The following is a 13,045-nucleotide window of genomic DNA, read 5'->3' on the forward strand; positions in this document are numbered from 1 at the left end:
TATAAGTTTAAAATGAGTCGTTTATTAATGGGTGTCAGATTATATAGTAATTCATATGTACTCAAAGATCTCAGGTAATATTTAATAATATTAAGTTATACTAAGTTTGCACAAAGATCATATAAACAATCGTTCCGCTAACAATACTTAACAGAGCGTTTCTTTTATAAATATGAAGTCCAGCAGTTACTAGCAATGCAATAAATGTATAGACAATTTCAAATGTTAAGTACTCAACATCCTTTAGCATATAAATCACAAGTATTGTCATCACCATTGGCGGTGTGCTTTTAGAAATGTAATTAAACAATGAGCTCTCTTGGCCTTTACTAAAAAGTAAAAATGGCGTCAGCCTTGTAATATAAGTTGCCACTGTCATCAAAAGCATAGCAGCTAGAAGATAATTTATTTCATTCATTGGACTGTATTTTGATTAATCGCAATAAAACTATTGATGCGATTGAAAGAATAATGGCAACCAAAAGCATATGTTTTATAAAAAATAATAAAGCAATAGTAGATGCGATGAATGCGATGACAAACGGCAGCAACCTCTTCACCTTCACCCACTGCTCAATTAGCAACACCACAAACAAAGCAGTCGCTGCAAACTCCATTCCATTCGTATTGAATGACAAAGCATTTGCTGTTAAGGCGCCAATAGTACATCCCAGCACCCAATATAATTGGGCAAATAAAGTTATGAAGAAATAATAACGCTCCTTAGTAAAGTTTTTAGGAACCTTAATTGTAGTCATGAGCGCATAAGTCTCATCCGTTAGACCAAATATTAAATATAACTTTCTAAGATTCCAATTACCAAAACTTTCAAGAAAAGCTAGGCCATAGAACATATGTCTTGAGTTTAAGAAAAATGTTGAAATTGCAATTTCTAACAAACCTATTCCAGAAGAGAGAAGTCCAATTGCCATAAACTGAGCAGCCCCTGCATATACAAAGATGGCCATCAAGGATGCGAAATACCATGGGTAACCGAGCTCCTGGAAAAGAAGACCGAATGCAATCCCTAAAGGTACAAAACCAAATAGAATTGGTAGCGATATTGTTAAGGCAGAACGAATCATTGGCACAATTTTAATAATTTAAAAAGAGATTGAAGTGTTTAATTAATCAGAAAAAAATAAAAGATATATATTAATTCATGTATACTTTTTATACTAACAAATGATTGCCAAAGACGTCAAGTTTTAATTGACATATTTAAACAATTAAATCTATAATAACATATTGATAACTCATATATATGAGTTCTAAAAATCTATTAAAACTATTTAAAAAAATAATTAATTTATGTCTCAATTAGTGCCGCCCCACGCAAGTAATGAACTCAAAATCCTCGCCTTAGGAGGAGATACATTAAATTCAGAGCTGAAAAAAACAGACTCAATGGATAAATTGTTTTGTTCATCAAGAGAGTTTGGTGATTTGATCATGCTTGGTATTGGTGGTTTTACTCCTCTTGAAGGTTTCATGGGAAAAGCTGACTGGCTAAGTGTGTGTAAAAATATGGCATTGGACAATGGAACTTTTTGGCCTATCCCAATAACACTTTCTACTGATAATGAAGATTTAAAAGTTGGGCAGGAAGTTGCTATTGTGTACGAAAAAAATAATGCAGTTATCGCTACAATGCTTATTTCTGAAAAATACTTAATTGACAAAGAGCTAGAGTGCAACGAAGTATTCAAGACTAGCGACATAAAACATCCTGGTGTTGCCTTAGTAATGGCCCAAGGTAAATACAATCTTGCTGGAGCTGTAAAAGTTTTATCAGATGGAGGATTTCCAAATCAATATGGTGACCTTTACATGACACCTTCTGAAACACGTGCATACTTTGTAAAAAAAGAATGGTCTACTATAGCTGCATTTCAAACTCGTAACCCTATGCATCGCTCGCATGAGTATTTAGCTAAAATTGCTATAGAGATATGCGATGGAGTAATGATTCATTCAACTTTAGGAGAACTAAAGCCAGGTGACATTCCTGCTGATGTTCGCTCCAAATCTATTTCAGCATTAATTGAAAATTACTTTGTAGATAACACTGTTCTCCAATCGGGGTACCCATTGGACATGAGATACGCTGGTCCAAGGGAGGCATTACTTCATGCGCTATTCAGACAGAATTATGGGTGCTCTCATCTTATAGTAGGACGCGATCATGCGGGTGTTGGAGATTATTATGGACCATTTGATGCTCACAATATTTTTGATGAAATTGACAATGGCCTGGCTACTAAGCCCTTAAAGATTGATTGGACATTTTGGTGTGAAAAATGTGCTGGAATGTCAAGCATGAAAACTTGCCCACATGATCAGGAAGACAGACTAATGCTTTCAGGCTCTAAATTAAGACATCTTCTTAGTGAAAACCTAGAAGTTCCTGATAATTTTTCAAGACCTGAAGTTGTTGAAATTCTTCGTAAGTACTATTCTAAAATTAAAGAAAGTGACAAAGTAAAAGTTGAGCTTAAAGGGCATTCTGCGAAATAGATGAAGATGAAATTAAATTTAATCAACAATCCTGGTCTATTAGTTATGAGTTTTCTGGTTCTATAAAAATTGAATTACAAATGCGCAAATATTCTACAATCTCATGCTCGGAAATATAGTGAATTTATTATGGATAAGGGCCTCCATAATACAACAAAAAAAAGGAAAAATATAATATGATATCTATTAACCCATTTTCTGAAATTTCAGCATTTATTCCATCTTTTGTAATGCAAACTTATGTAATTACAATGTTTGTTCTTGTTATAGGTGCCACGCTTTTTGATGTGGTTCATAAAAAGAGTGCTAAGTATTTCTTCAACAACTCAGTTAAAGCAAAAAAATCTGCAACTAGAAACGTAGGCTCTGGAGAAAAAGTTTCTATTGCTTTTAAAACTGCAACCAATGAAATCTTAACCTCTTCAGAATTTTGCAGTACTAGAAGAAGATTGGCTCACCTTCTGACAATGTATGGATTTATCATTTTTGTCGTTGCGACAGTTGTAATGATTTTTTCTTACTCAACTCCTAACACAATGACTCCTTTAATTTGGCCATTAGCATGGCATTTAGGTGCAGCTATGCTTTGTGTTGGTGGTTATTGGTTTTGGTTCTTTATAAGAGTTGATGTTGCAGCTGAAGGCAATAAGTGGTACAGAGTAATTAGGGCAGACTTATTTGTTCTATCGCTCTTAGCTATGTCTACTTTTGCGCTCCTATGGTCTTACATGCAGTCCAATGGAATTAATATCTGGCAAACTCTATTTTTTGGGCTATTCATTGGGGCTAGCACTGTTCTATTTGGTGGTGTCTTATGGTCAAAATTTGCCCACATGTTTTATAAGCCTGCTGCAGCTTTTCAAAAACGAGTTACTAAAGCTGACGGTTCAAGAGAGAACCTTCCAGAGCCTGCTGATATGCCAAAGAAATTTGGCCTTGGAATTGAGCGCGAAGCGCCAAGACATTACTAATAATAACTAATTTTCGGAGAAAATATTATGCCAACTTTTGTATACATGACTAGATGCGATGGCTGTGGACACTGTGTAGATATCTGTCCATCTGACATTATGCACATTGACAAGACTATTCGACGTGCAGTCAATATTGAGCCAAACTTTTGCTGGGAGTGTTACTCGTGTGTTAAAGCATGCCCTCAAAATGCAATTGATGTAAGAGGTTATGCTGACTTTGCTCCAATGGGCCATAGCGTAAGAGTTCTTCGTGAAGAAGAAAAAGGAACTATCTCTTGGAAAATTAAATTTAGAGATGGTCGTGAGAAAAACTTTGTTTCTCCAATTACTACGCAACCATGGGGTGAAAAAATTCCAAAACTTGCGGACTTAGAAGTTCCTGATCAAGCAGCACTTGATTCACAACTTTTATGTTTTGAGCCAGATGCTCTTAACATTGAAACTGGATTACCCGTAATAAATAAAGATAAGCTAAAAGAGGGAGTTTACTACTAATGGCTAAGAGAAAAACTGTTTGGGAAGACTGTGATATATTAGTTGTTGGTGGTGGTATGGCTGGAACTGGTGCTTCTTATGAGGCTAGATATTGGGGCCGTGATATGAGAATTATATGTGCCGAAAAGGCAAACATTGATCGAAGTGGTGCAGTAGCTCAAGGCCTTTATGCGATCAACTGCTATATGGGAATGCAGTGGGATGAAAACCAACCCGAAGACCATGTTCGATATGCACGTAATGACTTGATGGGTTTAGTTCGTGAGGACCTTGCTTTTGATATGGCTCGACATGTTGACTCTGCCGTTCACAAATTTGAAGAATGGGGCCTACCCATTATGAGAAATGAAGAGACTGGTCGTTACCAGCGCGAAGGTAAATGGCAAATAATGATTCACGGTGAAAGCTACAAACCTATCGTTGCAGAAGCGGCTCGCAAGTCAGTAGACAAAATTTATAACCGAATTATGATTACGCATCTTTTAATGGATGAGGCTAAGGAAAATAGAGTTGGTGGAGCAGTTGGCTTTAATTGCCGTACTGGTGATTATCATGTTTTCCGTGCCAAAGCAGTAATTGTAGGAGCAGGTGGTGCCTCTCATATCTTTAAGCCTCGTTCAGTAGGTGAAGGAATGGGAAGGACTTGGTATGCTCCATGGAGTAGTGGGTCAGCCTATGCGCTTCCAATTCAGGTGGGCGCTAAGATGACACAAATGGAAAACCGAATTGTGTTAACCCGATTTAAAGATGGTTATGGGCCAGTTGGTGCATATTTTCTCCACCTCAAAACATATACTCAAAATACTTACGGTGAAGAGTACGAATCTAAGTGGTATGAACACACTAAAGCTATGGTTGGTGAATATATTGATCATACTCCGACGCCGACATGTTTACGTAACCATGCGTTTATAGAAGAAGTTAAAGCTGGTAGAGGACCAATTCACATGGTCACCATGGAAGCTTTTCAAGATCCGCATCTAGAAGTAATTGGATGGGAAAACTTCCTAGGAATGACTGTCGGTCAAGCAGTTGTTTGGGCCTCTCAAAATATTGATCCTAAATATACTAATCCTGAATTAACTACATCTGAACCCTACGTAATGGGCTCTCATGCTACTTGTTCTGGTGCATGGGTCAGTGGTCCTGAAGACATTTCCCCGCCTGAGTATTTCTGGGGATACAACCGAATGCTGACTGTTGAAGGCCTCTTTGGTGCTGGTGATACTGTTGGTGGAACTGCACATAAATTTTCTTCAGGCTCGTTTACTGAAGGAAGGATAGCTGCAAAAGCAGCCGTTAAATATATCCAAGATATGGGTGATGATAAGATTCAAGTTAGTAATAAACAGTGTGATGATCTGAAAGAGATTATTTATAAGCCATTAGAAAACTATACAGTAGGTCGTAATGAAATTACTGCTGGCACAGTGTCGCCAAGCTATATATTACCTATTCAAGGGCTCCAACGCCTTGAGAAAATTATGGATGAATATTGTGGTGGTATTGGTGTTAACTATATGACGAATGGAAACCTACTTACAAAATGTATTGAGCTCTTAGAAATATTGCAAGAAGATCTTGAGCATATAGGCGCTGAAGATCTTCATCAGCTTATGCGTGGTTGGGAATTAAGACATCGCACAATTACTTCAGAATGTGTTGCACAGCATACATTATTTCGTGAAGAAACGCGCTGGCCAGGTTATTACTATAGAGGCGATCACATGAAATTAGATGATGAGAATTGGCATTGCCTAACTGTTTCTAGACGTGATCCAAAAACTGCTAAATGGACTATGGAAAAAGCGCCCCTTTATCATATAGTTGATTAATCAGATTTAAAGTATCTAGAACTGGGGTCTCAATTTGAGGCCCCAATAATAATGCTATTAGATTATCATACAATCCAAACTTAAAAACTACTAGGTGAACTAAATGAATCTTCTTGAGAAAACTAACGAAGAAATACTTGAAATTGCAGACCCATTGATGGATGAGTTAGTTGCATCATCAAATAAACGAGATTACCTAGGCTTTATTAAACACTTTTCAAAAGAAATGTTGATGGGTGCAAATGAGATTGAAATGGGAAAGCAGTGGACAAAAAATAAAATGTTATCAAGCTTATCAGTTGAAAGAGAGTTCTTAGGCTGCCTTAGAAGAGGTGATCATGTTTCAATTCTATATAAGCAAACTAGTGATGAGGTTCCTGGAGAATTTTTAGGTCGACTTGTTCTGGGTATTCAGGACTCTGAAGTCAAAATATTTGGTGCAACTATTTTTTAATACTTCTTTAAATTATTGAATTCGAATCTGAATACTCAATCTATTACACTATTAGAAATATGAGCGAAACAATCTCCATAAACAAATTTGTTGAACTAACTTACAGAATCATAGATCAATCTAATGGCGAAGTTATAGAGCAGGTCGAAGAGCCATTAGGGTATGTTCAGGGAGATAATTCATTATTGTTCAATCAGGTAACCAAAGAGCTTGAAGGTAAGTGTGTTGGTGATGAAGTAGAGATTTTACTGAAAGCAGAAGATGCCTTTGGAAAAAAGGCTGATGAACTAATTTTTACAGATGATATCAATAATGTTCCAATGGAATATAGATTTATTGGAGCATCTGTTACTATGCAAAATGATAAAGGTGGTACTAAAGATTTCATAGTTTCAAGTATTGAAGATGGGAAGCTCACAATTGATGGCAATCATCCCCTTGCGGGCAAAGATATTATTTTTTATGTAGAAATTTTATCAATTCGTGAAGCAACTGCTGATGAAATCATTGAGGGTGGAAAGTTAGATTAAATATAGTTAATTTTTAAAAAATATCGTCATAGATGTGTTGCTCAATATTCCATTCTTTTTGACTTTCAATAGTCAGCGTTAGACATCTCGCAGCCCCATAATTTCGGATCTTTCCAGCAGAGCCTGGGTTTATAACCCAAGGTGTTTGCTGATTATCAATAACTTGTTTATGAGTATGCCCATATATGATGACCCTTGAATCTGGGTAAGTAGCCCTCAAAGAATCATGACTTGGCTGAACATGTCCATGTAAATGGCCATGCTCTATTGCTATGCTGCCTCCAGGAAACTCTACTAACTCAACCTCACTAAAAGAAAATATATGCTGATCATTGTTACCCTTTACGGCAATCATTTTTTGCTTTGGATTTAATGCAGACAAAGAACTTTCCTCTATGATATCCCCTGCATGAATGACAAAGTCACAATCATTCATAAGGTCTATTACACCTGGATGAATTGTTCCATGAGTATCTGACAGGATGCCAATTTTTATCACTATTGGAGTGACTTTAGTCTCAATCGAAGTGCATTAAGTTTGATGAAGCCCTCAGCATCTTTCTGATCGTATGCTCCACCATCATCTTCAAAGGTTGCAATTTTTTCACTAAATAAGCTATTATCTGATTTACGACCAACTACTGAGGTATTGCCTTTATATAGTTTCAGCCTAACTACTCCACTAACATTTTCTTGCGAGGCATCAATTGCTGCTTGCAGCATTTCACGCTCTGGTGCAAACCAAAAACCATTATAAATAAGCTTGGCATACTTTGGCATTAACTCATCTTTAAGATGTGCAGCTTCTCTATCTAAAGTAAGTGATTCGATAGCACGATGAGCTCTTAACATAATCGTACCAGCGGGTGTTTCATAACATCCACGAGACTTCATGCCAACAAAACGATTCTCTACAATATCAAGCCTACCAATCCCATGCGCACCACCTAGTTTGTTGAGTTCTTCCATGACTTGAGCTGGCGACATTGATTCGCCATTTATAGCAATGATGTCACCTTTTTCATAAGTTAACTCAATATATTCAGCACGATCTGGAGCCTCTTCAGGGGAGACTGTCCAGCGCCACATTTCATCCTCTGCTTCCTGCCATGGATCCTCAAGCAAGTCACCCTCATAAGAAATATGAAGTAGATTAGCGTCCATTGAGTATGGTGATTTCTTTGATTGTTTTTTATAGTCTACTTCAATATTATGCTCTTCAGCATATTTCATTAAGCTCTCACGAGAAGATAGATCCCATTCACGCCAAGGTGCAATAATCTTAATTTCTGCATTCATAGCATATGCACTTAGCTCAAACCTTACTTGATCATTGCCTTTTCCTGTTGCTCCATGAGAGATTGCATCTGCACCAACCTCTTTGGCAATTTCAACCAGCCGTTTAGAGATTAAAGGTCGTGCAATAGACGTGCCTAAAAGATACTCCCCTTCATAAATAGCATTTGCTCGAAACATTGGAAAAACAAAATCACGTGCAAACTCTTCACGTAAATCTTCGATATAAATTTCCTTTATCCCCATGGCTTTAGCTTTAAGACGAGCTGGTTCAACTTCTTCACCCTGACCAATATCTGCTGTAAAGGTTACTACTTCACAGTCATATGTTTCATGTAACCATTTAGCAATAATGCTAGTATCTAATCCACCCGAGTATGCTAATACGACTTTATTCATTATTTTTCTATGTAGTTAAATTCTTTTTTATAAAGCACTTCATTTTCAGAAGTAACGACTTCGACTATCCATTTTCCTGTCCAGGTATGCCAAAGATTTTTTGATGACCAAACCCTCCAACGAGGACCATTAATATCAAAAATAACATCGGCCATCACTTTATTATTATATATCCAGCGATGCTTAACACTTGTACCTTGAAGATTACGAATGTTTGTAAAAAAATAGATTTTACCCAAAGAATTGTCAAGCTCTCCAACAATATTAAAGGGCTCTCTGTCTACAATCTCTGTCGCAAATTCTGCATTAGAAATATTTTGATGTGGCCATTCATTTGCAAATACATTAGAAAATAAAAATACACTGAGAATTAATACGGTTAATTTTTTCATTTAATCCACCCAATTTATAATATGTTCAAATAAAAGATCTTTTGAAACTTCATTATCTCTATACGTTCTTCCTCTTACAGAAATACCTGCCAAATGAACACTATTCTTATCCCCACTTATTAGTGGGTGCCACATAGGTAACTCTTTCCCTTCGTATAGTAGTCGATATGCACATGTACTTGGAAGCCAATTAAACTTTTTTCCCCAATCTGGCTTAATACTTAAGCAGTCTGGAACATATTTCTGACGGTTGTCGTAGTGTGGACAAGAGCACTCCTCTTCATCTAAATAATGACAGGCGACATCTGTAAAGTAGATCTTTCCAGAATCCTCATCTTCCAGCTTATGTAAGCAGCATCTTCCACAGCCATCACAGAGCGACTCCCACTCCTTAGAACTCATCTGAGATAAAGTTTTATTTTTCCAGAAAGGTTTATCTAAATTTTCCAAAGTTTTTTATAAATTACCATTGCTAGTCGATACAATAATTATAAACTTATTGAAGAAAATAATCTTTCAATTCCAATAGCTACGCCAGAACAATGTGGAAGGCCAACTTTTATATCTCTCAAAAACTCCTCATCAACTAATAACTTTTTCTTTTCAATCATTTTTCTTTTATATAACTCGTTATTAAATCGATCTCGATATTCATCAGCAGATTGTATTTCTTCATAACCATTAGCAATTTCAATACCATTTATATACAATTCAAAGCGATGGGCGATAGGGCCATCAATTTTTGCAAGTGCTGACTGCTCTTTAGGGTAATCATAAATAAAGCAAATAGGGATTTGACTTATCTTTGGCTCAATGAGATGCACAAAAAGAAGCGTTTGAAGATCCTCAATCCAGTCATAATCTGAATTTAAACCTAATGAATTTGCAATTTTCTTTAGGTCTTCCAGATCAGCATTTAATATATCTATATTGCCATACTCAAAAAAAGCTTGTGCGTATGATATTTTAATTGCAGCATCAGTCTTCCCAAGCATTTTTAGTAAATCTATAATTTCGTCAACCAAAGAATGCATATCGAAATCAATACGGTAGAACTCCAGCATTGTAAATTCGTTAGAGTTATTACTCCCATATTCATTATCTCTATATACTTGGCAAATTTGAAATATATCTCCGCTTCCTTTGGATAAAAGTCGCTTCATTTCTAACTCAGGAGATGTATGTAAATATAGATCAGTTGGCCTAGAGATATCACGATTAACTTTCACTTCAATGCTATCAATATAGACATCGGTTGAAGGAGAGAACAAGAGGGAAGGAGTTTTTACTTCAGTGACCTTACGAGAATAAAAAAATTCCCTAATTTTTATGATTAAATCTTGATAATGAACTAGATTTTTTTTTACTTTGGACATGTCAGCCTATATTAGGCGCGACCTGAATACTCATTTGTTCTAGTATCAACTTTGACCTTATCTCCAATACCAACAAACAAGGGAACCTGAACGACCACACCGGTATTTAAGGTTGCTGGTTTACCACCAGTTCCAGCTGTATCTCCTTTAAGGCCAGGGTCTGTATCGATCACTTCTAATATAACTTGAATTGGAGGAACGACTGTAATTGGATTATTATTCCACAAGGTCACAGTACAAATATCTTGCTCCACTAAATAGTCTACAGCACTTCCCATTGACTCTTCACTCAAGTCATATTGCTCAAATGATTCAGGCTCCATAAAATGCCATTTTTCACCATCACTATAAAGGTACTGCATTTCTAACTCCATAACATCGGCGCCCTCAAGTGACTCACCTGATTTATATGTCTTCTCAAGAGTTTTACCTGTAATAAGATCTTTAAATTTAACTCGATTAAAGGCCTGTCCTTTTCCAGGCTTTACAATTTCATTATTGACAATTGAACATGGATTACCATCGAGAATCAATTTCAAACCGTTTTTAAACTGGCTAGTACTGTAATTCATATTGTTTTAATCCTAAAGTTTTAAGGGAAAAGGCATAAATTTATAAATGAATATTTTAATAAGTTATAAAAGAAATATATTCATAATTTAAAAATTTGAAATAAAGACAACAAACGAAGAATGTTAAAATACCCTTCCACATATTTTAACCCTAATGTTTTAATTATATGCATATACATGAACACCAGGCAAAAGGCTTATTTAAGAAACATAATATTAAAGTTCCTGAATTTATTGTTGTTTCAAATAGTAATGAAACTCAATCTGCTTGTGAGAAACTTGGTGGCTCAATTTGGGTTGTTAAAGCTCAAGTTCATGCTGGAGGCAGGGGAAAAGGTGGAGGTGTTATTGTATGTAGTAAAGTGCAGGATGCAGTTGATGCCAGTAAAAAATTAATAGGTACTAATTTAATTACTCCACAGACTGATGCAAATGGTCAACCTATCAATGAAGTCATTATTGAGGCTGGTCAAGATATTTCTAAAGAGTTGTACTTGGGCCTTCTTGTTGATCGTGCTACAGAAAATATCACAATTCTCGCTTCAACAGAAGGTGGAATGGATATCGAAAAAGTTGCCTCAGAAACGCCTGATAAAATTATTAAACAAAAAATTAATCCTCTAGGTAAATTATCAGTCGAAGAATGTGTAAATGTTGCTAAAAAACTTGGGCTAGATTTATCACTTCACGATGAGTTTGCTTCGACACTTCTTGGACTTTATGCTATTTTTACTGAGCATGATGCCAACCTTATTGAAATAAACCCACTTATTATTACTGGTCAAAATGAAATCATGGCTCTTGATGGTAAAATTGATTTTGATGATAATGCTCTCTATAGAAATGAATCAATTGCTAATCTAAGAGATGTTGCACAAGAAGATGAAAAAGAAAGAAGTGCTAGCGAACATCAATTAAATTATATCTCTCTAGATGGCTCTGTGGGCTGTATGGTAAATGGTGCTGGATTAGCAATGGCGACAATGGATTTGATAGAATATCATGGTGGATCACCAGCTAACTTTTTAGATGTAGGCGGAGGCACAACTGCCGATAGAGTAGCAATAGCTTTTGAAATAATTCAAAGTGAAGAAAATGTTAAATCTATTTTAGTAAATATTTTTGGTGGTATAGTGCGCTGTGATCTTATTGCAAATGGTATTTTACAAGCAATAGAGAAAGTAGGATTAACACTTCCAATTATTGTAAGACTCGAAGGAACAAATGCACAAGAAGGCCTTCAAATTCTTAATAAAAGTAACTTTAATATCATTACTGAGGCTGACTTAACTAAGGCTGCTAAACAAGCTGTGGAGATGGCCAAATGAGTGTCCTAATTAACAAAGAAACCAAAGTAATCTGTCAAGGTTTTACTGGCAAGCAAGGTACGTTTCATTCTGAACAATCCATTGCATATGGAACAAAATTTGTCGGTGGCGTAACACCTGGCAAAGGTGGACAAACCCACTTGGAAAAACCAGTCTTCAATTCTGTTGCACAAGCTATGGCTGAAACAGGAGCTAATGCCACAATGATTTATGTGCCGCCAAGGTTTGCATTTGCCTCTATAGTCGAAGCGATTGAAGCTGAGATGCCCGTAATTGCATGCATAACTGAAGGCATTCCTGTCCAAGATATGATTAAAATTAAAGCCATTATCGCAGGCAGTAAATCAACATTAATTGGACCAAACTGCCCAGGGGTAATAACTCCAGATGAATGTAAACTTGGCATTATGCCGGGTAATATCCACAAGAGTGGTTCAGTTGGAATTGTCTCTCGTTCAGGAACGTTAACCTATGAAGCAGTTCACCAAACTACTCTAGCAGGACTTGGTCAAAGCACTTGTATTGGTATTGGTGGTGACCCTGTTCAAGGAATGAATTTTATTGACTGCCTTAAATTGTTTGAAAAAGATGATGACACGCATTCAATTGTTATGGTCGGTGAGATTGGTGGGAATGCTGAAGAAGAGGCTGCGGAGTATATTAAGTCAAATATTTCTAAACCTGTTATATCATATATTGCTGGACTTACCGCTCCCAAAGGAAAAAGAATGGGTCATGCAGGCGCAGTAATAAGCGGTGGGTCTGGGGATGCTAAAAGTAAAATTCAAGCACTAGAAAATGCCGGAGTAAGTGTTGCACCCACCCCAGCATTAATGGGACAAACTTTGCTTGAAGCTCTCTAAAAATATAATGTCTT

16 protein-coding genes are annotated in these 13,045 nt (G+C 36.4%); 8 read left to right on the forward strand and 8 right to left on the reverse strand.

Features of this window, described 5'->3' with window-relative positions; translation table 11 throughout:
* Positions 1-100 precede the first annotated feature (100 nt).
* Positions 101-418, reverse strand: coding sequence for a branched-chain amino acid transporter permease (locus ABXT51_RS07735; protein ID WP_416695085.1), 318 nt, complete (start codon positions 416-418; stop codon positions 101-103).
* Positions 411-1,085, reverse strand: coding sequence for an AzlC family ABC transporter permease (locus ABXT51_RS07740; RefSeq protein WP_416695087.1), 675 nt, complete (start codon positions 1,083-1,085; stop codon positions 411-413). The genes ABXT51_RS07735 and ABXT51_RS07740 overlap by 8 nt, the downstream gene beginning before the upstream one ends.
* Before the next feature lie 226 nt (positions 1,086-1,311).
* On the opposite strand from ABXT51_RS07740, the gene sat reads away from it, so the two are divergent.
* The 6 genes from sat (at position 1,312) to ABXT51_RS07770 (ending at position 6,805) form a co-directional block, all read left to right on the forward strand.
* Positions 1,312-2,517 (forward strand): sulfate adenylyltransferase, encoded by a 1,206-nt coding sequence (sat, locus tag ABXT51_RS07745; protein WP_416695089.1) that lies wholly within the window; start codon positions 1,312-1,314, stop codon positions 2,515-2,517.
* A 176-nt stretch (positions 2,518-2,693) separates the two neighbouring features.
* Complete coding sequence (locus ABXT51_RS07750) at positions 2,694-3,488, forward strand: adenylyl-sulfate reductase (RefSeq protein ID WP_416695091.1); 795 nt, start codon at positions 2,694-2,696, stop codon at positions 3,486-3,488.
* A 27-nt stretch (positions 3,489-3,515) separates the two neighbouring features.
* Positions 3,516-3,986, forward strand: coding sequence for an adenylyl-sulfate reductase subunit beta (gene aprB, locus ABXT51_RS07755; RefSeq protein ID WP_416651654.1), 471 nt, complete (start codon positions 3,516-3,518; stop codon positions 3,984-3,986).
* Entirely contained in the window at positions 3,986-5,821 is a 1,836-nt protein-coding gene (gene aprA, locus ABXT51_RS07760; protein WP_416686661.1) for an adenylyl-sulfate reductase subunit alpha, read from the forward strand. Before aprB ends, aprA begins: the two co-directional genes overlap by 1 nt.
* A gap of 103 nt (positions 5,822-5,924) precedes the next feature.
* A complete protein-coding gene (locus ABXT51_RS07765) occupies positions 5,925-6,275 on the forward strand; it encodes a hypothetical protein (protein ID WP_271537958.1) in 351 nt (116 codons plus the stop codon).
* Positions 6,276-6,334: 59 nt separating this feature from the next.
* Positions 6,335-6,805: an FKBP-type peptidyl-prolyl cis-trans isomerase gene (locus tag ABXT51_RS07770; RefSeq protein ID WP_416695093.1), complete on the forward strand. Its 471-nt coding sequence runs from the start codon at positions 6,335-6,337 to the stop codon at positions 6,803-6,805.
* A 13-nt stretch (positions 6,806-6,818) separates the two neighbouring features.
* Here ABXT51_RS07770 and ABXT51_RS07775 read toward each other — a convergent pair whose 3' ends face one another.
* From ABXT51_RS07775 to efp, 6 genes are read right to left on the reverse strand one after another with little or no spacing between them, the layout of a single operon-like run.
* The gene (locus ABXT51_RS07775) at positions 6,819-7,304 is read right to left on the reverse strand and encodes a metallophosphoesterase family protein (RefSeq protein ID WP_416695095.1); all 486 of its coding nucleotides are present in this window, start codon (positions 7,302-7,304) and stop codon (positions 6,819-6,821) included.
* Positions 7,304-8,500 carry an argininosuccinate synthase gene (locus tag ABXT51_RS07780; protein WP_416695098.1) on the reverse strand — a complete coding sequence of 399 codons (1,197 nt, stop codon included), beginning with the start codon at positions 8,498-8,500 and terminating at the stop codon, positions 7,304-7,306. The genes ABXT51_RS07775 and ABXT51_RS07780 overlap by 1 nt, the downstream gene beginning before the upstream one ends.
* Positions 8,500-8,892: a DUF2914 domain-containing protein gene (locus ABXT51_RS07785; RefSeq protein ID WP_271537565.1), complete on the reverse strand. Its 393-nt coding sequence runs from the start codon at positions 8,890-8,892 to the stop codon at positions 8,500-8,502. Before ABXT51_RS07785 ends, ABXT51_RS07780 begins: the two co-directional genes overlap by 1 nt.
* The gene (locus ABXT51_RS07790; protein WP_271537564.1) at positions 8,893-9,342 is read right to left on the reverse strand and encodes a YcgN family cysteine cluster protein; all 450 of its coding nucleotides are present in this window, start codon (positions 9,340-9,342) and stop codon (positions 8,893-8,895) included. It abuts the gene before it with no gap.
* Positions 9,343-9,380: 38 nt separating this feature from the next.
* Positions 9,381-10,268: an EF-P lysine aminoacylase EpmA gene (gene epmA / locus ABXT51_RS07795; RefSeq protein ID WP_416651663.1), complete on the reverse strand. Its 888-nt coding sequence runs from the start codon at positions 10,266-10,268 to the stop codon at positions 9,381-9,383.
* Between the two features lie 11 nt (positions 10,269-10,279).
* Positions 10,280-10,840, reverse strand: a complete 561-nt coding sequence (gene efp / locus ABXT51_RS07800; RefSeq protein ID WP_271537562.1) for an elongation factor P — start codon at positions 10,838-10,840, stop codon at positions 10,280-10,282.
* A 167-nt stretch (positions 10,841-11,007) separates the two neighbouring features.
* Here efp and sucC point away from each other — a divergent pair, with 167 nt between their 5' ends.
* Both sucC and sucD read left to right on the forward strand, forming a co-directional pair.
* Positions 11,008-12,168 carry an ADP-forming succinate--CoA ligase subunit beta gene (gene sucC / locus ABXT51_RS07805; RefSeq protein ID WP_416695100.1) on the forward strand — a complete coding sequence of 387 codons (1,161 nt, stop codon included), beginning with the start codon at positions 11,008-11,010 and terminating at the stop codon, positions 12,166-12,168.
* Positions 12,165-13,031, forward strand: coding sequence for a succinate--CoA ligase subunit alpha (gene sucD / locus ABXT51_RS07810; protein WP_416651666.1), 867 nt, complete (start codon positions 12,165-12,167; stop codon positions 13,029-13,031). Before sucC ends, sucD begins: the two co-directional genes overlap by 4 nt.
* Positions 13,032-13,045: the final 14 nt, after the last annotated feature.

The sequence above is a fragment of the Candidatus Pseudothioglobus sp. Uisw_050_01 genome (assembly GCF_048085775.1).
Classification (GTDB): Bacteria; Pseudomonadota; Gammaproteobacteria; order PS1; family Pseudothioglobaceae; genus Pseudothioglobus.

What these genes read in the sequence shown, in the direction of transcription:
- ABXT51_RS07735 (WP_416695085.1), bottom strand. Translation starts at nt 418, where the DNA reads ATGAATGAAATAAATTATCTTCTAGCTGCTATGCTTTTGATGACAGTG.
- ABXT51_RS07740 (WP_416695087.1), bottom strand. Translation starts at nt 1,085, where the DNA reads ATGATTCGTTCTGCCTTAACAATATCGCTACCAATTCTATTTGGTTTT.
- sat (WP_416695089.1), top strand. Translation starts at nt 1,312, where the DNA reads ATGTCTCAATTAGTGCCGCCCCACGCAAGTAATGAACTCAAAATCCTC.
- ABXT51_RS07750 (WP_416695091.1), top strand. Translation starts at nt 2,694, where the DNA reads ATGATATCTATTAACCCATTTTCTGAAATTTCAGCATTTATTCCATCT.
- aprB (WP_416651654.1), top strand. Translation starts at nt 3,516, where the DNA reads ATGCCAACTTTTGTATACATGACTAGATGCGATGGCTGTGGACACTGT.
- aprA (WP_416686661.1), top strand. Translation starts at nt 3,986, where the DNA reads ATGGCTAAGAGAAAAACTGTTTGGGAAGACTGTGATATATTAGTTGTT.
- ABXT51_RS07765 (WP_271537958.1), top strand. Translation starts at nt 5,925, where the DNA reads ATGAATCTTCTTGAGAAAACTAACGAAGAAATACTTGAAATTGCAGAC.
- ABXT51_RS07770 (WP_416695093.1), top strand. Translation starts at nt 6,335, where the DNA reads ATGAGCGAAACAATCTCCATAAACAAATTTGTTGAACTAACTTACAGA.
- ABXT51_RS07780 (WP_416695098.1), bottom strand. Translation starts at nt 8,500, where the DNA reads ATGAATAAAGTCGTATTAGCATACTCGGGTGGATTAGATACTAGCATT.
- ABXT51_RS07785 (WP_271537565.1), bottom strand. Translation starts at nt 8,892, where the DNA reads ATGAAAAAATTAACCGTATTAATTCTCAGTGTATTTTTATTTTCTAAT.
- epmA (WP_416651663.1), bottom strand. Translation starts at nt 10,268, where the DNA reads ATGTCCAAAGTAAAAAAAAATCTAGTTCATTATCAAGATTTAATCATA.
- efp (WP_271537562.1), bottom strand. Translation starts at nt 10,840, where the DNA reads ATGAATTACAGTACTAGCCAGTTTAAAAACGGTTTGAAATTGATTCTC.
- sucC (WP_416695100.1), top strand. Translation starts at nt 11,008, where the DNA reads ATGCATATACATGAACACCAGGCAAAAGGCTTATTTAAGAAACATAAT.
- sucD (WP_416651666.1), top strand. Translation starts at nt 12,165, where the DNA reads ATGAGTGTCCTAATTAACAAAGAAACCAAAGTAATCTGTCAAGGTTTT.